Raw genomic sequence first — 18,491 nt, 5'->3', positions numbered from 1 at the left:
GTTATGGATATTCGGGACCTTACGCAATGTCCGATAATGCCAATTATCGGACATTTGATCCTTGTCCATCTCGGCGCCCTCTCAGTAGGACCTCGTATTGATCGCGCGGACGTGAGCCTCGTTCAACAGGGCCAAGCTCCTCTCTCGTGACCTTCGCCAATTTTCGAATGCTTCACTAACCACCCTAAAGCTACTGATGACGCCCGACATGGCTGGCCGGTGCCGTTGGGCGTCAGCGACGGTCGCCAGAGCGGGCCGGCTCTGAGCTCGTCGCACAACACTCGACAGACTGATAACTGATCGCGCCATGCTGAGCACCGGCCCTGGCGAGTTCACTGATGGCCAAGCCCGGGGAACCTGAGCCGCCAGGCGCGGCAGGCAGTGGGTGCGCTCAGCGCTCGCTGCTGTCAGCCTGGCAGTAGGGCGGATCCATCTCAGAACGCTCTCCCGCAGGCCATTCTCAGAACTTTTGACCAATTCTCACGAGTTTGACCAAGGTAACCCCTTATTTGATGAGGATTCTCACATCTTTTGAACATCACCAGATTCTCACATCTTTTGAACGTCACCAGCTTGCGAAACTCTCTAAGTCATTGATTTCTCATAATCTTTCTTATGCGCGACAGAGGAAGTTATTGAACTGGTGCGCGGCCGACCTTGCTGGCGTTGCACTGGCAGAAGAGTTATCTGTGCAGTTGTTGCCGTGCATGGGAGAATGGATGCCCCTATTCGCCGACGATCCCAGCGCGATTTACCGATCGGACAATCCGCCCCTGCCTGATCGGCCAGCGATCGAGCGCGGATTCACGTTCCTGGATTTCGTTGGGCAGTCGGATCGGCCGGTGAAAGTGGACACGTTGGGCGCGTCCCCCCTTGTCGTTCACCGGCTTGTGGGGCCTGACGGCCGCGTTCTGGGCAGCGAGATGTACGGAATAACCCTGGAGCCCGGCGGCCAACTTCTTCATATCGGCCGCCTGTATTTCACACGCTTGGACGCGGCGATCGACATGGCCGATCGGATTGGCGAATTGGGTGTGAACTGGCTGGAAGGTGAGTATCCGGATCGCGACCAATTGGATCGGATCCGCAGCTGGTGGCGGGTCGCCCATCTGCAAGGCGATATAGCCGCGGGTGATCAGCTCCCTGCGAACTGGCCGCCTCTGCCAGGTGGCGATGGTGGTGTGCCGGCCGAGCCCGAACCGGCCTAGGCAATATCCTACTCGACCCGCTGCAAACGCTCGTCAGACAGAGGGCGCTGCAGCCGTAAGCTGTCGTCGCCACCCGCCAGCCATTCCAGGCATTCGGCCGGCTCGGTGAGTATCACCGGCATCGCTCTGGGATGTATGGGTTTGACGACGCTGTTGGGGCTGGTCGTCAGGAAGGCGTACAACCGCCAATCTTGCTCGACCCGCTTGCGTTTGGGCTCGCCAGGGACTTCAGCCAGGCGCTCGCCGTGCCAAGGACGCCAGACGCCTGCGAACCAGCCGATCTCCTGCCCGGGCAGCGCAAACCAGGCATTGACACGCCCTTTGAGCGGCTCTGCGAACCTCGTGAACGGGACGAGACAACGATATTGGGGCTCGCGGAGGTACTCCCCGTTCACATTTCGCCACCAACCGCTGTCCAGGTTGCGAATATTTGTGATTGGCTTGGCCGATTTCGGCTTGTCCTTTGTCGGTGCAGGCGGGAAGCCCCACCGCATCGAGGACAGGCGCAATCCGTTATCCTCGCGTCTAACGATGACGCCGTCTTGATCAGGATATAGGCGGCCGATGCCGGCGAAATTGCCCAGGCCCTCGCCGGGCTGCAGATCGAGGCTCAGCTGACGGACCGCGCTGCGGATGGCATCGAGGCCCGTGTCAGTCGAATACAGATTGCACATTTCGAAATCCTAGCCGGAAACCAGCGGGCGCCAAACCCCGCCCACATGTCCCTGGAAAATCATGTGGCCGTCACAATCCCATCGCTTGCAGCGAGGATGCAGATCGATTGGCGAACCGGCCCGGCCCCGCGCCCAGATCAAAACGTCCAGGTCGGCGCGCAAAATGACATCACACTTTCGGCAAGTCAGTCGTAGCGGCAGGCGCCGGCGCTGGATCTCGCCGAAACTGCGATAACTCTCGAGCCAGATCTTTGTGACATTCCGTGTAGCCATGAGGAGCGGAACATTTGCGGAACACACACAGAGAGTCAATCCGCACGATCGTCACGAACCGCCTATCCGGCGCTGACCAATTCCGCCTCGATCGTGATGCCAATTGCGTCCGATACAGCAGGAACAGCGTAGTCCATGCCCCACTGCGATCGCGAGAGAGTCGTATTGGCGTTCAGCCCCAACTTCGTCCGCCCATCGCGTGTTTCCCCGACCTTGCGAAGCTCCACCCAGAGCGAGACTTCGTGTGTCTGGCCGAGCATTGTGAGCTCACCACGCATCGTGCCTTGTTCGCCATTATCGGTCTCAAAATCGGTTGAAACGAACCGCGCTGTTGGAAACTCGGCGATGTGGAACAGATCCGCGCTTTCGAGATGCTCGACGAAATCGTCCTGGTCTGCACCGACCCACAAGCCGCCATCCAGAGCAAACACGACGTCAATGTGGCTGGCACTCGGATCCTCCAGATCGATCGACATATCCGCCTCGAAGGCGGTCAGAACGAGCGACTGATGCGAATATCCCTGATGGTCCCAGGTCGCGCGGATCTCGGTATGGGTTCGATCGAACTCGAACGGTTGGGGATCAGCCAACGCAGTAGAGACGGTCAGGCCCGCAATGGCGGATGTAACTGCGAGAATTCTCAGCATTTGTTTTGTCCTTCAAAGCTCTTGCGATCGAAGTGGTCCATCACGGCCGACATCATTTGCCGGATAGACGTCCGGCCAGATGCCATCCAGCGAGGACGTGTCTGGTCGAGCCACTCCCGGCCGGCGCGCGACAGGCGAACCTTTGGAGCCTTGTCGTGAATATCCAAGAGATCGGCGTCGACCAGCATAAGGGCCGTGGTCAGGCCGACCCGGAACGGATCGGGTAAACTCTCGTCCTGGGCGAACACGTCCAAACCCACCCAGCCGGTATGTTCTTGCGCCAGAAATTCGAGCGCTATCCAGTCGATGGATAGAGGTTCGGGACGCTGGTGGGGCTTTGAAGCTGACATATCGGCCTCCTCAAAAATCGTTCGCGCGAATGACGTCCGGGCCACGAACAATGACGGTCGCTTCGGCGACCTTGGCCGCCGCAGCGCGATACGCTGCTTGGCGGGCCGGATCCGGATCGGCCGCAGCCAGTCGGTCCAGGTAGCTGGCAAAGCCGTCGATCAACTGCACGGGGCCGAAATCCGCCGCCGGCAAAACATGGTCCTCGATCACTTGCATGATCGGTCCGGCCGTGTGGGGGTACTCAGGAAGTGACGACATTGGCCTGCACTAAACGTGGATTAAACAATCAGATTTAGTCCGCTCCGACCGTTGCCTGGCCGCCACAGAGATATCCCGACCAATACGGTTCCGGCACGTGCCAGAGACTGTCGGGCTGGCGATCGACGAGATCGGCACGAAGAGGATGGTCTGGGAGGAAACGAAGCCCTGTCCGGGCCTCGACGTCTCTCAATGCAACGAGATTGTCCGCCGGTGTATAGGTGTGCCCTGCCCGGCCCGCCGAACGACAATTGATCCAGCCGGCCGCTTCGGCGGGGTCCGGCTGGACATGTCCATGCGGCCCCACGCTTGGGTGCTCGAAAATTAGGGCTCGAACATCGATTGCGCCATCAATCTCGCGGACGATGATTTTGAAGAATGCGTGGGGAACGGCAACAGGGACTTCGTGCGGCTCAGCGATATTGCGAAGCGGTGCGTCGTCAAAAATCGGACCGGTAATGATCCAGATTTCCCCGACCATATTGGATAGGGCGGCAGTGTAAGTCTCCAGATGGAGCCAGGGTCCCTGATTGAAGTCGGCCGCCTGCGGCGAGGCGTTCCAGAATACATGCGTGTTGCAGGATGCCTCGGGGCCGATGCGTTGGGCATGGTCCGCCATGGCGAAATGACCGCGGTTCCAGACACGGCCGACGCCACGATAGCTGTCATCGATGCGTGAAGCTGTGATCCAGGGACGGGCGATCCAATGATTGGAGAGATCGTCGGAGCGATACCAGCGGTCCGGGCGATCAATGGACACGTTGGGCTCCTCATAGGCACCATCGGCCGTCGGAGCGACACCAAGCAAATGATACGCGACCCACGTAGGATTTCCGGTGAGATCCGGCCTGCCATCCTGGTTGTCGTCATCGTCATCGTCGAAAGCGGCAGCAAACGCTGCAAAATCCCGCGTCGGCCCCGTTGCGCCGGCCGGCGCAAACCGGCGATGGTCGTGGACGCCGGTAGGCGCAAGAACATAGGGCGACGCGCCGCGGTCGGACCCACAATCAAACCTTTCGGCTGAAGCGGAGCCGGTGCAGGCCAGGAAAACGGCTGCTGCAAGGCAGGCAAGGTCGATCTTTTTCATGCAGCCGTCTCTACAGGAATATTGCGTCCATACTTCAACGCGGCGGCCAGCTGCCGGCGGCCGATAGCACCACGCTGAACATCCAGCATGAGGAAAACTGCATCGGTTTGTTCGAGCTGCACTGCGTGCCCGTTCACGCTCAAGAGGGTGTGCGCCAAGAGCCAGGCAGTCTGGGTATTGGCGATGGGAAAGACCCTCTCCCGAAGGACCGCTACAGCCAGGTCGGCCGCAAGGTGGGCGACATCTTCCGCGGGTGAGGCCAAACACTCTTCAACGCGGTCTAAAGCGCGGGAGGGACAGCCCTGACGCCCTTCGGCGAACTGGCTGGCCAGGAAGTAGATAGCGCGCACGACATCGCGCTCGAGACGGATGATGGTCATGAGTCGCTCATGGCACGTAGCGCGCCTCTATACCTGTGATATCCCGCACGGGCGGCTGCAATTTGTTCGTCGATACGGTCATTCGCCACAGTCATGGAGACCGACCCATCCGGCGCCAAGCAAAAGAGCAGCTGGGAGACTTCGCCCAGGTTGAGCTCTTTGGCGAGGGCCATGGGCAACGTAAGGGTGAACGCTCCGGACGACTTCTGCCGGCACTTTGCGGTGTGCATCATAGCAATCATCTCCGATATTTTATCGACATTGTAGCGCCCCACACTACTGTCGCAACTGAAAAGCTAAGCCGCAGTTGATGATTTCGGACCGAGCAGCGCGTGGATCTTCGGACCAAGGTCCAAGGGCATGCCATCGGCGTACGTTCGGGCGATCCAGTAGAGGTATCCCGCAGGCCGAGCGATGACCGGTGCCTCCCCGCGCGCGCCGCGGCAGAATTTTTCTGCGACGATCGCCAGTGCGACGGCCGCTCCGTCCCGGCCGAGCTCTGAGACCAAGGTTCGCCACGCGTGCGGAGCAATGCCGAGAACGGATCTGTTTCTTTCGGCAGCGGCGTGGATGTCGGACCAACTGGGCTGGGCCCGGGATCCGTCATCCATCAGATCGGCAAAACCAGGGCACGCTGCAGCGATGGCCGCAGGGGTGATCTTGTATCGATCGAGATGGTCGACGACGGCACGATGGTTGGCGTTCCTGGCGGAGACGGCCGCCGCAACATCGTTTCGCGATGGCTCAACATGCTCTCGTCTACGAGATGAGGGGTCTGTTGTTGTTTTATGGGTGAAGTCAGATTCACCCTCGCCTGACTCTTCATTGGATTCATGCGCTTTACGGCCGTCTTGCGGACGCCTAGGGCGGAATAATTTCACGATCGCCTTCTTGATTGCCTCTTCCAGCGGCCGCAGAGCTTCCAGGGCGGCTTCCAGGATCGGCAAACGAACACGCTTGTCCGCGACTTGCGCGGCAATCTCGTTCACCTGGGCCTCCAGGACGTCCCAGTTGTCATTGGCGGCGTCCTGCCGGCGGCCCGTGCGGATATACTCCTCCACCCGAGCTATAAGAGCACGGACAGTGCGTCGTTTGTTGATGGTGTCCTGCCGTTCCTGCTGGGCCCGCTCGGCCAAGGCGACCAAGTCCGGCACCCGCTGGGCCAACGGCCTCAGATCGATGCCATAGGCTTCGATAATGCGCCCGGTCTCCGGATCGCGGCGGCCCCACCGCTGCCGGGAAGGACTGTCGATGAACGCGATGAAGTTGGCGCGGCGTAACCGGTTGAGTAAAATCTGAAGCGATCGCTCTGATACATCCAGCCAGGTTTGCATCAGCTCGTTGGACGGCCAAACCGTGATCGGGCCGCTTTGCCAATCAATGTCGTGGCTGAGGCCGATAAGCTCGTCCAGCAAGAGCCAAGCCGACAATGGCAGCTGGATCTCCCGATTGAGGTGCTGCCTGACCCATTTCAGGCGGTTGCGCACGTCCATTCGCGAAAACCGGACGTCATTCGCATCGTACTCGCGGACGAGTTGTTCATTGATGATGTCTTCAGGCAATGCGCTTCGCTTGCCCGTTTTCTGCACAGATGATCCCATTCGATCCCTCCATGTGGAGGAGCCGTTCGCCAATAGACCAGGGTTTGCGCCAACGGCACATTTTCCTTGACCTGAAATGTCGGGATCGCTAGACGGAGAGTGAGATTTTTGGTTGCCGACTTTGCCGACGTTTGGCTCTCGGCCTACCGACCCTGATAGCCCGGCCCCTGGCCGGGTTTATTTTTGGCTGCAGGCTCTCTCCTCCGTTGAAACTGACGACATACAGCCACACCCGACCGCCATCGGGCGGCCGGGTGGGTGTGGGAAGAAGCAAGGGATGCCGGTCATGTCGAATGAGACGATGTGACGGCCGGGCAAGGAGCATCGAGCGGATTCGTTGTTCCGCTTGCGCTTGTCAGATTGTTGGGCTAGAAAATGTGTGCCGCACAATTCAGGCCCCGGCCTAGAGAGTTTCAGAAGCCGCCTTACCAGGGCGGCTTCGTCACATCATGCGCCCCCTCCTCTCGCTTCGTGTTCCTGACGCGCCTGTTCGATCAGGCGCGTGACTGTGCGAGCCCGGGGCTGACCATCGCCGAGCTGGTCCAGGGCCTCAATCAGGTGAGGCGGGAGCAGAACATTCACGGCGCGATAGCCTTCCTGCTTGCGTCGGTTGAGATACCGGCGGGCATTGTTGCGATGCGCAGTGGAATTGTCGGACATGGCCGGCCTCCGAATCGAGCTGTCACTAATTGACCAGCTGGTCCGAGTCGGGGGGGACGAGTCAAACTTTCCGCAATATATTGGGGTTTGAAGCACTATATTATCCACAGCTGGTGTTCTGAGCGGCCCAGTCTCGGTCATTGTCCGGGATCTCGATTATCGGCCGGACGCCGTGCTGCCAGCAGGTCTCAGCCAGTGCGTCGGCCGCGGCCTTGCCCTCTTCGCCCGGATCTCCGGCGATCGTCAGCTCGTCTACGCCGGCCGGGGGTATCCACTCGAAGAAGTTCTTCGAGCTCAACAGCGACCACGCGGGCAGATTGAACCGGTGCGAGGCGGCACGGGCTGTCTCGTAGCCTTCAGCGACCAGCAAACGCCGGCCAGGAGCATCCATACGGATTGCGCCCCCCATCATGCGGCCAAGGATCAGGCGCTGTTTGCCTGTGCGCATGCGATCACCGGTGCGGGCGTTGAGAAATGTGAGGTGGACGCCGCATAGAGCACCGTCCGGATTGTCGATCCGGCACACCATTGCAGGTAGTGTCTTGGGGCGGCCAAAACGCGTGCCATAGGGCATTGTATCGCAGTGCTCGAGGAAACGGACTGAATTGGAGTTCGCGTCGGCCACGGAGAGCCCGCGGAATACGTGGTATCTGGCGACGAGCGAACCTGCAGCTGGCACCGCCTTGTTCCAGAGGCTGCGCGCATAGTCGATCTTGGACGGATCATAGATGCGCTGGCTGGACACCGTCTTCGCAACAGCGGGTCGCGTTGGTGACGATCGACGGGAAAAGGGCTTGAGGTAGCCCAGATCCTCCAGCCACCTGCGGCATTGCATCCAGTCAGTGCGTGATGAAAACGAATTGACGATGATCTCGTTATTATCGCCGAGCTTGAGGCTCATCGAGCGGTCAACAGGCGAATGGCCCGGCCCAGGGCAAAGCGCTGCGGTTCCGCCGGCAAGCACTTCGCCGCCAATGTCCTCTACAATCGTATGAAGAACGGTTCTGGCCATCGGTTTACCTCCCCTCACCAGGTTCACCGCACCCCTCCCTACACTTGCTTTTTTCCGTTGTCGATATTTTATCGACTTTCTAACATGGTCCGCGTTGGTTAACGGTCCATTAGGATCGCACCGCGCCAAAACGAAGGAGCTCAACATGGCGTCAGCAATTGCAAAACTCAGAAAGGCTGAAGAGGCAGCCACCGCCGCTCGGGAGAAGGCGCGCGTGGAATTGGGTGAAATGGTAATGGAAACGGGGGCGTACGCGATCCCGGAAGCGACACTGAAGAAGCTGCTCCAAGCTGCGGCTCACGCCCCCGACGACACGCTTCAGCGCGCGATCGTCATGCTGAAGGGTACATCCTGACACCACATCTTCCCCATCGCGCACACACCGATATCTATCTTTTATCGACCCATGGTGGTAGCGAAGTGTTTGGAGAGCTTGCGGGCAAGAACGGGAATTGTCCGCATGAAGGGAAACGCCAAAGTGGAACTGATCGGGGTGGTCTCGACACCACCCGGGCGGATCCGCGGTCATAGATCCAAGGCAAAATTCAGGGTCAAGAATAGCGATTGTTCGTCGCGCGGCGCGCGGCGGTATTTTGAGCAGGTTGTGGAATGGGATGTCGAAGTGATGCAGCCCGAGCTCGCCGAACGCGTGCTATCGGTGCTGCAGGAGGGCGACCGGATCAGACTTCGAGGCCGATTGTCCAAAAGATTGGGATGTCCAGCCGGCGGAAATAGCCCCGCAATTGTTGTGGTGGTTGACGACGATGGCTCCGTCGAAATCGAAGGCTCAGGCGTTGAACGCGCCTGAGCCTTTGTGTTCGCCAAGTGCTTCGACTAACGACAGCACGGCACCTACCTGGTTGTCAGGCAGCCTCTCAAACGCACGGATGAGCCTCGGGCCGTGGCGGTGGCGAATAAAGCCGTAAGAGTCCGGCAGGCTCACGCTGTCATCTGGAATGTCTCCAGATGCGTCGATGGGCGTGAAAAAGTAATCGAGCGGGACATCCAGAAAGCGGGCAATACGGAAAAGCCGGCTGGCCGAGATCCGGTTGGTTGCGCCCTCATATTTTTGGATCTGCTGGAATGTCACTCCTACGGCATCGCCCAGCTGTTCTTGGCTGATGCGGAGTTCATCACGGCGCATGAGCAAACGGGTGCCCACCAGGATGTCGATTTTGTCGGGACTACGCGCATTTGCCATTGAGGCCTCCAAAGGGCGTGAACGAGGTAGGGTAGCGGCGGTGCCAGCTCAGCACCGCCGACACGGTGTCATTGATCAAGAGGAGCGGCGCCGGGTTTCTTGGACCGTCGCGCCAGCGGCGGTAAGGGCGGATATGATCCGCTGTCGCGATTCGACGATCAGTCTTTCGCTATCACCCAGCACCGGTTCGGCAGCCTGGCGCACCAGTTGGCCCATGCTCATGCCGCGCTGTACCGTGAAGGCGGAGTAGCTTGCAAAGTGCAGCCCGCCTTCATAATGCCAGAGGCAGTTTGTGTACTGGGCGGTTTCGCCATAGCGGGCCCAGCTATCGTTTGATGCAGTGACGACTAAGCGAGCGTCGGGACAGTTGGCCACTTCGATGGCTTGTGCGCCGGCGAGCGAAGCAAACCCTGAAAGGTGCGTGTCGGCGAACGGGTTGACGAGCTCAATGCGCCCCGGATCGGTCGGCAGCACGTCTGGCTCGATGTTTCGCTGGACAGAAACCTGCGTGACGGACGCGCGAGTTTCGTTTGCGATGATGTCGGCGGCCATTGCGTAGGAAATGCCGGAAATCTCGTAGTCGATGATGGTTTTGGTGATCTCCGTGGAGTTGGTCAAATAGCTGCCACCGGTCGTGGAACAAGCTGTTGTTGTGAGCGCGATCGCAGTCGCCGCCCAGAGCTTCGATGTCATTTGGAACCTCGCTGAATAGATGAGACAGGCATAAAGTCGATACTTTATCGACTTTATGCCTGTCTGAACCGGCCACGCAAGTCGCCCCCTTAGCGCTTAGGCTGCAGCGTCGCAGATTTCGCCTTCCGAGAGGCCCGCCACCAAGGATTGTGGAAACAGGAAGTTGGACGCTCTCTCTGCCTCGGAGGCCGCACGAAAGATGGCCCGCGGGTCGGCGAGGACTCTTACCCAGCTATCGAGGTAACTCGCGTGATCGTCGAGATGCGAACCATCAACTCCAACCGTTGCCCCGATAAACGCGGAAGCCAGTTCGGCAATTAGTTCCTCATAAGCATAGGCCTCCTGGGACGGAGTTCCGGAAATGCCGCGCCTGTCCAGGCGCGAAGCATGACCCGTCCAATGAGCCATCTCGTGGCAAGCGGTTGCGAAGTGGTGTGTCGGTGACCGGAAATCCGCCTGGCAGGGCCAGTGAACGGTGTCGGTTGTTGGCGAATAGAACGCCCGTCCAGGTGTTTCCACATGGCGAGGAGAATGATGGTCCATCAGCGATCGGTAGGCGATCATTGCGCGCAAGTCGCTGCGGGCGGACGATTGGGGTAAAGAAGGATCCGCCTCAAGTCCGTCGATTTGTTCTTTGTTGAACACGGTATAGCACCTGGCAAACGCACGAGCGCGAGGATCGTCGTCCTCGACGTCCGGATCAGCCGGCTTGTAGGCGATCACCGGCGTGCCCCGTTCGCCGCGTCGGACTTGGCCGCCCAAGGCTGCGGCTTGGCGGTAGGTGTACCAAGCTCGGTGGCTGAAATCCTTTTCCATGGCGGCGATCCACAAAAGCAGAACGTTGATACCGTGATAAGGTTGGCCATTCGACCTGACGGGGCGACTGATGACCGACGTTTGCGACCAGCTGGGCGACCAAGGCTTGGTCCCGGCCCGCAGTAGGGCGATGATTTTGTCGGTGGTTTCGGAATGGAGCTGTTCGATCTTCATGCTTTCCTCCTGACAATGGCGTCAGGAGCACCCCACCGCCCCCTCCCCTGAATAGACAGAACGGCAGATCACCGGATAGGTGCGTAGCAGACCGCAAATCCGGAGATCAAAATGCGCGAAATTGAGTTTGAGTCTATGGCGACAAGCGAGCGAGCAACTTTCCCGCGGTCCGAATTGCGGCCGGAAATTGCTGCTCTGTTGGCGGGATGCGTGAAGCACGGCCAGATTGAGCTGGCCAATCAGAACGTATCGGTTGTGTTCGAGCGACCTCACGCAGCGGATGATCCCGGCGAGATCATCAATGGTGCACTTGTGTAAAATCCAGTTAATAGTGGCGGATTTGTGCAATTGTGCCAACTGTCGCTCTGGTTGTTCGCGCGCTTGATCGATCGCGGGGCACGGCGTCTGAGGGGTCCGTAGCAATCGACGCGCTTCCTTGGCCGAAGTGTCTGGACCTGACGCCGCTGAAACGAGTGCCGCTCGAATTTTAGTCGGTCGGCCAGGACCACTGCCAACCAGCATCTATTTTCCGCAGGCTGACCATCGCATATGAAAACGTTCTGCGCATTGCGTGTATCAGCTGATTGGATTATATTGCTCAGATGAGCAGGAGGTGCCCAGTGCAGTTCATTTCCCACCACCGCAGCCCTAGTGTCGACAGTACGCAGGTCGGGTACTGGTTGAACCTTACGCGTGCGATCCGGAGCGATTTAGGCATCGCTGATGCTGTTGCGAAAGGTCTGACCGTCCGTGCCGTCGAGCCTATGGCGAAGCTTCTGGGTCGAGAATTGATTGTTGGTCCAAATGCATTGTTGTCCAGAGCGACCTTCGACCGGAAGACGAAGGAAGACAAGCCGCTGAGCAAAGACACATCAGAGACCCTTTATGCGATGGCGCGGGTGCTGTCGGCATTGAGCCGCGTCTACCACGAGGACCAGGACGCTATATTGCGCTTCATGAAAGGTCCGCACCCGCTTCTCGAGGGCCGGACCCCCTATGAGGTCGCCCGGTCGTCCATTGCCGGAGCTGAAGTTGTTCTGCGATTGATCGACCGTCTGGATGCCGGCATCGCGGCGTGAGCAACCATCGTCAGCTGCCGGAACATCGCACGCTCTACCGGATCGGCGATCCGAGCGGCGAGTACCCGATATTCAGCCCTGGTGGCGCCATGAAGGTGCCAGGGCGCTGGCACGACCAAGGCGATCGCGTCATCTACGCAGCTGAGCACTATTCTACGGCAATGCTCGAGAAGCTTGTGCACAGCAGCGGCGTCCTGCCGCCAAACCAGCACTGGATCGACATCCACGTACCGGCCGGCGTCACCTATGAACGTGTAACCGGAGACGTTCTACCCAATTGGCAGGACGCCGACTGCCAAGTGGCGCAAAAGTTCGGCCATGACTGGTATTCGAAGAAAAGTTCCTGCTTGCTGTTCGTGCCCAGTGTCGTGGCGAGAATGGAAGAAAACGTCATCATCAATACCGATCATCTGGATTTTACGAAGCTCAAGCCGGGACTAGAGACTCCTGTGCCCTGGGATCGACGTCTGTTCGATCGATAGCAGCGGATGAATGCAAGATCTTGTCACTCGTCAGGTGAAGCCGAGCTTGATGGCAGCTCGGCGTGTTGCACGGCCTCAAGATGGACGAGTTGTTCCTTCGCTGGGAAGCCGTCCTCTGTAACCGTCCGGTGAACCCGCCCTTGTCGCTGCCGACGACATCGCCAGACTTTCGCGCCTGATGCGGGCGCTAAGTGTCCGCTTAATCGCGAAGTGGACACTTATTCATGAGTACCAAGACGCGGCAGCGCCGCCGTTATACCGATGAGTTCAAGCGCCAGGTCGTGGCTGAGAGTTTTGATCCGGAGGTCTCTGTCGCCGAGATTGCGCGGCGTTATGAGATGAACGCCAATGCGTTGTTCAACTGGCGCAAGGACCCGCGTTTCAACCCGCCCCTCGCCGAGCGGGAGCCCGTCTTCCTACCCGTCGAGATCAGGGCGGAGGACCATGCTCCCGTCACCACGGGGCCTGCCGCCGAAGCGCCCATACCACCCGAAGCTCCATCAACATCGCCCAGCCCGATCGAGATCGCGCTGGTGTGCGGTACGCGGCTACGCGTTGAGAGCCATGTCGAAGAAGCCGCGCTGACGCGGGTGATCCGGGCGATCGGGGCGGCAGCATGATCCCGGTTCCCGCCGAGACGCGGGTCTGGCTGGCCGGCGGGGTGACGGATATGCGCAAGGGGTTTAACGGGCTGGCGGCACTGGCTCAGAGCAAGCTCAGCGAAGATCCTCATTCCGGTCAGATCTTCATCTTCCGGGGCCGGCGCGGTGATCTGGTGAAGATCATCTGGTGGGATGGCCAGGGGGCGTGCCTCTTCTCCAAGCGGCTGGAGCGGGGGCGGTTTGTCTGGCCGTCGGCGGCCGACGGCAAGGTGGCGCTCGGCCGGGCGCAGCTGGCGATGCTGCTGGAGGGGATCGACTGGCGCATGCCGCAGCACACTTGGCGGCCCTTGGTGGCGGGGTGAAGTGTCTATAAAGTATAGACGCATATCATTGTATTTATTGCACTAAATTTCCGATTTTCGATTCACATCACGCTGCGGCTCAGATAGATGTTGAGCCCATGATCACCGCGCCAAGCCAGCTTCCCGATGACATCGACGCCCTCAAGGGCGCGGTCGGTATGCTCGAGCGCGAGCTCTATAATCGCGACCTTCTCATCGAGAAGCTCAAGCACCAGCTGGCCGGACTTCGGCGTAACCAGTTCGGCTCCCGCTCGGAACGTCTCGATCAGCTTGAGATGCGGCTGGAGGACGAGGAGATCGCCGAGGCCGCTGAGGCCCCAACGGTTGAGACCGAAGTCGAGACGGGGTCGGCGCAGGCGCACGAACCGGCCAAGCCCAGCCGCAAGTCCTTGCCCGATCACCTGCCGCGTCATGACGAGATCCTCTCGCCCGGCGAGGCCTGTCTATCCTGCGGCGGCGGGCTCAAGGCGCTGGGTGAGGATATAACCGAAGAACTGGAATACGTACCGGGGCGCTTTGTTGTGAACCGCATCAAACGCCCGCGTATGGCGTGCACGTGCTGCGAGCGCATGCACCAGGCCCCGCTGCCTTCACGCCTCGGGCTTTCGCCGCGATCCGGCCGGCGCTCGTGCGCTCCACGATCAAGCTGCGCTCGAAATCCGCGATGCCGGCGAACACGGTCAACACCATGCGCCCCGCCGGCGTCGTGGTATCGGCCCACGGCTCGGCCAGCGAACGCAGGCCAGCGCCGGCCTCCTTGATCCGCTCCGCGATCGCCAGAAGGTCGCCGGTCGATCGGGCGAGGCGGTCTAGCCTGGTGATCGTCACCACGTCGCCGGCACGCAGATGGTCGAGCATCCGCGCCAGCTCGGGCCGATCCCGCTTCGCCCCGGAAGCCTTTTCCTCGAAGATGCGGACGCAGCCGGCCGCACCCAGGGCGGCCCGCTGCGCATCGAGGTCCTGGCCGCGAGTCGAAACGCGGGCATAGCCGATGAACACGCGGCCGGCGTCGGAATCTGGTCGGCTGCTCACGGCTTCCCCCTGTCGCAAATCATGTCGCAAGTTTTCTACCACTTGCGACAAAGACATGCGACACGAAAAGCCCTGATTTTCCGGGGGCGGCCGATGTGTCGCGGGTTTTAGGAGTTACGCGACGGCACCAAGGCGTCAATTACACGACATTCGGCCACACGGCCACGGCTGCACTCGCTGACCATCCGGCGCAGTTCTTCACGCAATTTGATTAAGCGAGCGATCCGGCTTTCAACCGATTCAAGTTGGTCCTGTGCGATCCGGCTTGCATCGTCGCAGGATGCCTCGGGCTGCTCCTGCAAGGCCAGCAACACCTGAATATTCTTCAGGTCAAAACCAAGATCGCGGGCGTGCCTGATGAAGCCTAGACGGTCTGCATCGGCGGGGCCGTAGCTGCGCCGTCCGTTCGACTGGCGAGCAGGTTTCGGCAGTATCCCGATACGCTCATAGTAGCGGATCGTTTCGATGTTCACACCCGACTGTCGCGATAAGTCGCCTATCTGCATTTTTTTCTTGCTCCTGTAGTGACTACAGGATGTAGCACGGCAGGATCAGAATTTCGAGGATCGACACATGGCTGCCGCCGCAACCGACATAATCCGCTACCAAGTTACCGGCATGGATTGCTCATCCTGCGCGGCCAAGATTGAAGGCGCAGCTCGTAAAGTCGAAGGCATCAACGATGTGAAGGTGTCGATCGCCTCGCAGATTATGACGCTCGAAGTCGATGATCCGGCGCGGCGACTTCCCGCCTTGGAATCCGCTGTAACAAACCTCGGCTATCAGCTCGACCGGGTAGGCGAACCGAAAACTGCGAACGCAGACGGCGACGACGACCATCATATTCCCGACCTGTCGCATGTGAGCCCTGCCTATAAGCGGGCGCTCTGGATCGTCGTGCTGCTTAATGCCGGATATGGCATCATCCAGATTGGCGGCTCGATCCTGTCGGGCTCGCAAGCGCTACAGGCTGACGCTCTCGACTTCATCGGGGATGGTCTGATTTCCTTCCTCGGCCTGATTGCTGTGGGCTGGGGTCTTGCCGCCCGCGCTAAAGCGGCCTTGCTTCAAGGCATCTTTTTGGCCCTGCTCGGCTTTGGCGTGATCGGCTCCACGGCCTACCGTGTCTTCGTCGAACATGAGCCGCAAACCCTACTCATGAGCGGCTTCGCCATTGTCGCCTTCTTCGTCAATGTTCTGGCTGCCGTGGTGCTGATCCCGCACCGTAAGGGCGACGCCAACATGCGAGCCGTCTGGCTGTTCTCTCGCAACGACGCCATCGGCAATCTGGCCGTGGTCGCCGCTGCTGCCCTCGTCTGGTGGCTCAACAGTCCGTGGCCGGATTTGCTGATGGCCTTTGTCGTGGCGGCCCTGTTCTTGCAATCGGCATGGTCGATCATCCGGGATGCGCGGCAAGACCTCGCACAGGCCGGCCGCTCATGAGGGTTGGCACTGCTGCATTGATAGTCGCCACAGGTGTGGCGCTCGATCTTGCAACGAAGGCATGGGCGCGGGTGAGTCTCGAACCCTATGGCCCTGCCTCCGACTTCTTGCCCTTCGTATCGCTGCACCTGACCTTCAACAAAGGCGTGTCGTTTAGTCTGCTCGCTTTCGAGGGCGATACAAGCCAAGCAGCTTTAGTGGTCGTTACAGGATTGCTGACGCTTGCCATGACCGTCTGGGCCTATCGGTCGCAAGGTTGGCACCGGATAGCCCTCTCCTTGGTCGTGGCAGGCGCTCTGGCAAACCTGATCGACCGAGGCGCACGCGGCTCTGTCACCGACTTCCTGAACCTACATTTTGGGGATTGGCATTTCTTCGTGTTCAATCTGGCAGATGTATGGATCAGCTTCGGCGCTGCTTTTCTGCTGGCGCTACAAATCATTCCGCCGAAGAACCCGGCTAAAATCGCCTCTGGTTCAGCCTCAACTAGAGCCAAGGTTACTGAGGTGCCGCCACGGTGATGGTGCAACGCTGATCCGTGCCAGCTTTCGCTGCCGCCTCCCAACATGCTGTCACCGTCTCCCTGTTCGCCGCAATGAGCTGATCGGCCGCCGCCACGCGCTGCCATGATACCGGACTATCAAATGCCATGAGACTCATGCCGGCCTGCCACGGCGTTTCCCCCATGACAACGCTGGCGACACGCGGCGCGGCCGAGAACGGCAACAGGCGCGGAAGGAACAACATCACCAGCGCGCCGGCCAGCAGGCCGATAGCGAAAGCGGCGACAAGCCACCAATTTTGCCGGTCGCGCTCCCGCGCGCCGGCGACATGCCCGGCGAGGTTCCGGCCGGCGCGCTCGAGGTCGGACGCCTGCCGCTCGAGCTGCTGCACGGCGGTGCGTATCAGGGCCTCGCCGCTGCGCTCGAGGGCGGCCGCATAATGCTGCGCACCCTGCCGGAGAATAGGCGACTGCTCTACGCCGTGCAGCCGCTCCGCAACAGTGTCGAGCGCCTGCACAAGCTGGGCGAGCTGGGGCTTGTAGTCCTGCGCCGGCTCGATCTTTTCGAGCTGGTCGAAAGCCGCTTCCAGCCCGCGCCGCATCACGGTCATTTCCGCGCCGATCTGCGCGCCCTGCGTCTCGATCGTGCGCCGGAGCGCATCGAACGCGGCGGCCGGGTCGCCGGCGTCCTCGTCCAGTGCTTCCGGCTCGATTCCTTCCCTGTCGTCGTCCAGCTCCGCCATATGCTCCGTGCCTACCTTCCCAAACCGATGCCCCGGCTAATCTGCCGGCTGCGTGACATTTCCTCTTGCAGCTCGTGGGCGATGCTCTGCCCCCGGCGCTGCTGCTGCCCGATTCCGAGTTCCTGCCGGCGATTGCGCAGGATGGAATCTACCTGCGGGTCACGCTCAAGGCTCTTGGTCATACCGTTCATCTGGCTTTCGACCTTGGCGCGGGCGTCGTCGTGCTGCCAGCCGCGAAGCTCCCGGCGCTGGCCCTGTAGCTCCTGCCAGCGTTCAACGAACCGCTCGGCCCTGATATTCGGGTCTTGCAGCGCGGCGTTTTCGCGCTTCATTCCGTCGATGACATGCGCGACACGCTCCCGGCCGGAAAGCTCGGTCATGGCGCGTGCCGTCGCCGGGTCGTTTTGCAACGTCGAGCGCAGCAAATCTTTCATGCCGCCCTGCACCTGGTCGAGCTGCTGGCCGGCATCGCGCATTTCCTGCCGCTGCATGTCGAGGACCGGCAAGCCCTCGCGCCGATGCTCCGCGACCGACTGATAGGCCCGCGCATAGCGGTCAACAGCCTGCTCAAGCGGCGACTGCCGCCGCGCCCGCTCGGCCAGCCGGTCAGGCGCCGGCGCCTGCCGCAAGCTCCCCTCTCTTTCCGGCCGCTCTGTGCGCTCCTGTGAGGGTGCAGGACGCGCATTGAGCTTGAGGCCGGCAAACATACCGCGCCGCTGCTTCTCGGCCTGTTGCGGCCGTTTCTGGTCGATCTGCGAGCCGTCCTCGCCGGCGCGGTCTGGCTCGCGGCTCTCGGTCGCCGCGCCGCGCCCGAGTTTCAGGCCCTCGAATGGCCGTTGGCGCTGCTGTCGATCGGCGGCGAGATCCTCGCGAGGATCTGCACGAAGATCCTGCGCGAGATCCGCGCGGACTTTTTGCGAGGATCTCCGATCAAGAGCATGATCCCCGGCCGTCGACTCCCGTTCCGCACGTAGCCCGACGCGCTCGGCCGGAATCTCGATCTCGCTGCGGACGCCCATCTGCTCCGCGATCCCGCGCCGCTCGGCAAAGTCGCGAGTATAATCGAGCGTGGTTTCTTTCACGCCCGACCGGGACAGGCGGCGCTCTAGCTGTAGCGGCCCGCAATCATCCTGAAGAAGGCTCGCTTTCATCGCTCGATTTGAGCCCGAATTAGCTGCGACTATCCGCGGGCTTTTGCCCACATTCTATGC

The 18,491-nt window shown here is 60.5% G+C and carries 26 protein-coding genes and 1 pseudogene; 11 read left to right on the top strand and 16 right to left on the bottom strand.

The window, feature by feature from the left end; genetic code table 11:
* The first annotated feature begins 512 nt into the window (after positions 1-512).
* Complete coding sequence (locus tag PKE71_RS17490; RefSeq protein ID WP_271188303.1) at positions 513-1,208, top strand: hypothetical protein; 696 nt, start codon at positions 513-515, stop codon at positions 1,206-1,208.
* An 8-nt stretch (positions 1,209-1,216) separates the two neighbouring features.
* Here the strand turns inward: PKE71_RS17490 and PKE71_RS17485 are convergent, their stop codons facing one another.
* The 9 genes from PKE71_RS17485 to PKE71_RS17445 all read right to left on the bottom strand — a co-directional run bounded on the left by PKE71_RS17485 (position 1,217) and on the right by PKE71_RS17445 (position 8,151).
* On the bottom strand, positions 1,217-1,882 hold the full coding sequence (locus PKE71_RS17485; RefSeq protein WP_271188302.1) for an SOS response-associated peptidase family protein: 666 nt from the start codon (positions 1,880-1,882) through the stop codon (positions 1,217-1,219).
* A gap of 335 nt (positions 1,883-2,217) precedes the next feature.
* Positions 2,218-2,802, bottom strand: coding sequence for a YceI family protein (locus PKE71_RS17480; protein ID WP_271188301.1), 585 nt, complete (start codon positions 2,800-2,802; stop codon positions 2,218-2,220).
* Positions 2,796-3,152, bottom strand: coding sequence for a hypothetical protein (locus tag PKE71_RS17475; protein ID WP_271188300.1), 357 nt, complete (start codon positions 3,150-3,152; stop codon positions 2,796-2,798). Before PKE71_RS17475 ends, PKE71_RS17480 begins: the two co-directional genes overlap by 7 nt.
* 10 nt (positions 3,153-3,162) lie before the next feature.
* Positions 3,163-3,369 carry a hypothetical protein gene (locus tag PKE71_RS17470; RefSeq protein ID WP_271188299.1) on the bottom strand — a complete coding sequence of 69 codons (207 nt, stop codon included), beginning with the start codon at positions 3,367-3,369 and terminating at the stop codon, positions 3,163-3,165.
* Positions 3,370-3,445: 76 nt separating this feature from the next.
* Positions 3,446-4,498 (bottom strand): DNA/RNA non-specific endonuclease, encoded by a 1,053-nt coding sequence (locus PKE71_RS17465; protein WP_271188298.1) that lies wholly within the window; start codon positions 4,496-4,498, stop codon positions 3,446-3,448.
* Positions 4,495-4,878, bottom strand: a complete 384-nt coding sequence (locus PKE71_RS17460) for a hypothetical protein (RefSeq protein ID WP_271188297.1) — start codon at positions 4,876-4,878, stop codon at positions 4,495-4,497. Before PKE71_RS17460 ends, PKE71_RS17465 begins: the two co-directional genes overlap by 4 nt.
* A 296-nt stretch (positions 4,879-5,174) precedes the next feature.
* Positions 5,175-6,479 (bottom strand): plasmid replication protein RepC, encoded by a 1,305-nt coding sequence (gene repC / locus PKE71_RS17455; RefSeq protein ID WP_271188296.1) that lies wholly within the window; start codon positions 6,477-6,479, stop codon positions 5,175-5,177.
* A gap of 447 nt (positions 6,480-6,926) precedes the next feature.
* Positions 6,927-7,139 (bottom strand): hypothetical protein, encoded by a 213-nt coding sequence (locus PKE71_RS17450; protein ID WP_271188295.1) that lies wholly within the window; start codon positions 7,137-7,139, stop codon positions 6,927-6,929.
* Between the two features lie 100 nt (positions 7,140-7,239).
* On the bottom strand, positions 7,240-8,151 hold the full coding sequence (locus PKE71_RS17445) for a DUF7146 domain-containing protein (protein ID WP_271188294.1): 912 nt from the start codon (positions 8,149-8,151) through the stop codon (positions 7,240-7,242).
* Positions 8,152-8,296: 145 nt separating this feature from the next.
* Here PKE71_RS17445 and PKE71_RS17440 point away from each other — a divergent pair, with 145 nt between their 5' ends.
* Together PKE71_RS17440 and PKE71_RS17435 are read left to right on the top strand one after the other, a co-directional pair.
* Complete coding sequence (locus PKE71_RS17440; RefSeq protein WP_271188293.1) at positions 8,297-8,506, top strand: DUF6437 family protein; 210 nt, start codon at positions 8,297-8,299, stop codon at positions 8,504-8,506.
* 105 nt (positions 8,507-8,611) lie between these two features.
* On the top strand, positions 8,612-8,959 hold the full coding sequence (locus PKE71_RS17435; RefSeq protein ID WP_271188292.1) for a hypothetical protein: 348 nt from the start codon (positions 8,612-8,614) through the stop codon (positions 8,957-8,959).
* On the opposite strand, the gene PKE71_RS17430 is transcribed toward PKE71_RS17435, so the two are convergent.
* From PKE71_RS17430 to PKE71_RS17420, 3 genes are all read right to left on the bottom strand, one after another.
* The gene (locus PKE71_RS17430; protein WP_271188291.1) at positions 8,939-9,352 is read right to left on the bottom strand and encodes a helix-turn-helix domain-containing protein; all 414 of its coding nucleotides are present in this window, start codon (positions 9,350-9,352) and stop codon (positions 8,939-8,941) included. The two genes, PKE71_RS17435 and PKE71_RS17430, sit on opposite strands and share 21 nt — an antisense overlap.
* Positions 9,353-9,427: 75 nt before the next feature.
* Complete coding sequence (locus PKE71_RS17425) at positions 9,428-10,045, bottom strand: hypothetical protein (RefSeq protein ID WP_271188290.1); 618 nt, start codon at positions 10,043-10,045, stop codon at positions 9,428-9,430.
* Between the two features lie 96 nt (positions 10,046-10,141).
* Positions 10,142-11,035, bottom strand: a complete 894-nt coding sequence (locus PKE71_RS17420; RefSeq protein WP_271188289.1) for an ArdC family protein — start codon at positions 11,033-11,035, stop codon at positions 10,142-10,144.
* A 111-nt stretch (positions 11,036-11,146) separates the two neighbouring features.
* Here PKE71_RS17420 and PKE71_RS17415 point away from each other — a divergent pair, with 111 nt between their 5' ends.
* The 6 genes and pseudogenes from PKE71_RS17415 to PKE71_RS17680 all read left to right on the top strand — a co-directional run.
* Positions 11,147-11,353: a hypothetical protein gene (locus tag PKE71_RS17415; RefSeq protein WP_271188288.1), complete on the top strand. Its 207-nt coding sequence runs from the start codon at positions 11,147-11,149 to the stop codon at positions 11,351-11,353.
* A 302-nt stretch (positions 11,354-11,655) separates the two neighbouring features.
* Positions 11,656-12,114, top strand: a complete 459-nt coding sequence (locus tag PKE71_RS17410; RefSeq protein ID WP_271188287.1) for an antitoxin Xre/MbcA/ParS toxin-binding domain-containing protein — start codon at positions 11,656-11,658, stop codon at positions 12,112-12,114.
* Positions 12,111-12,596 carry an RES family NAD+ phosphorylase gene (locus PKE71_RS17405; RefSeq protein WP_271188286.1) on the top strand — a complete coding sequence of 162 codons (486 nt, stop codon included), beginning with the start codon at positions 12,111-12,113 and terminating at the stop codon, positions 12,594-12,596. Before PKE71_RS17410 ends, PKE71_RS17405 begins: the two co-directional genes overlap by 4 nt.
* Positions 12,597-12,820: 224 nt before the next feature.
* The gene (gene tnpA / locus PKE71_RS17400; protein WP_271188285.1) at positions 12,821-13,216 is read left to right on the top strand and encodes an IS66-like element accessory protein TnpA; all 396 of its coding nucleotides are present in this window, start codon (positions 12,821-12,823) and stop codon (positions 13,214-13,216) included.
* Positions 13,213-13,560: an IS66 family insertion sequence element accessory protein TnpB gene (gene tnpB, locus PKE71_RS17395; protein WP_271188284.1), complete on the top strand. Its 348-nt coding sequence runs from the start codon at positions 13,213-13,215 to the stop codon at positions 13,558-13,560. Before tnpA ends, tnpB begins: the two co-directional genes overlap by 4 nt.
* Positions 13,561-13,658: 98 nt before the next feature.
* A pseudogene (locus PKE71_RS17680) lies at positions 13,659-14,066 on the top strand (IS66 family transposase); the annotation flags it as partial.
* A gap of 25 nt (positions 14,067-14,091) precedes the next feature.
* On the opposite strand, the gene PKE71_RS17385 reads toward PKE71_RS17680, so the two are convergent.
* Together PKE71_RS17385 and PKE71_RS17380 are read right to left on the bottom strand one after the other, a co-directional pair.
* The gene (locus PKE71_RS17385) at positions 14,092-14,610 is read right to left on the bottom strand and encodes a recombinase family protein (RefSeq protein ID WP_370366654.1); all 519 of its coding nucleotides are present in this window, start codon (positions 14,608-14,610) and stop codon (positions 14,092-14,094) included.
* A gap of 89 nt (positions 14,611-14,699) precedes the next feature.
* The gene (locus PKE71_RS17380; RefSeq protein ID WP_271188281.1) at positions 14,700-15,098 is read right to left on the bottom strand and encodes a MerR family transcriptional regulator; all 399 of its coding nucleotides are present in this window, start codon (positions 15,096-15,098) and stop codon (positions 14,700-14,702) included.
* 67 nt (positions 15,099-15,165) lie between these two features.
* Between PKE71_RS17380 and PKE71_RS17375 the strand changes: the two genes are divergently transcribed.
* Positions 15,166-16,035, top strand: coding sequence for a cation transporter (locus PKE71_RS17375; RefSeq protein WP_271188280.1), 870 nt, complete (start codon positions 15,166-15,168; stop codon positions 16,033-16,035).
* The gene (gene lspA / locus PKE71_RS17370; RefSeq protein WP_271188279.1) at positions 16,032-16,556 is read left to right on the top strand and encodes a signal peptidase II; all 525 of its coding nucleotides are present in this window, start codon (positions 16,032-16,034) and stop codon (positions 16,554-16,556) included. The genes PKE71_RS17375 and lspA overlap by 4 nt, the downstream gene beginning before the upstream one ends.
* Here the strand turns inward: lspA and PKE71_RS17365 are convergent.
* Positions 16,534-17,280: a DUF6118 family protein gene (locus PKE71_RS17365; RefSeq protein ID WP_158877736.1), complete on the bottom strand. Its 747-nt coding sequence runs from the start codon at positions 17,278-17,280 to the stop codon at positions 16,534-16,536. The two genes, lspA and PKE71_RS17365, sit on opposite strands and share 23 nt — an antisense overlap.
* 11 nt (positions 17,281-17,291) lie before the next feature.
* A complete protein-coding gene (locus tag PKE71_RS17360; protein ID WP_271188278.1) occupies positions 17,292-18,431 on the bottom strand; it encodes a hypothetical protein in 1,140 nt (379 codons plus the stop codon).
* Between the last annotated feature and the right edge of the window lie 60 nt (positions 18,432-18,491).

The organism is Maricaulis virginensis, assembly GCF_027922185.1.
GTDB lineage: Bacteria > Pseudomonadota > Alphaproteobacteria > Caulobacterales > Maricaulaceae > Maricaulis > Maricaulis virginensis.
Note: the sequence above shows the minus strand (reverse complement) of the source record. Positions and strands in the feature narration are given on the sequence as shown.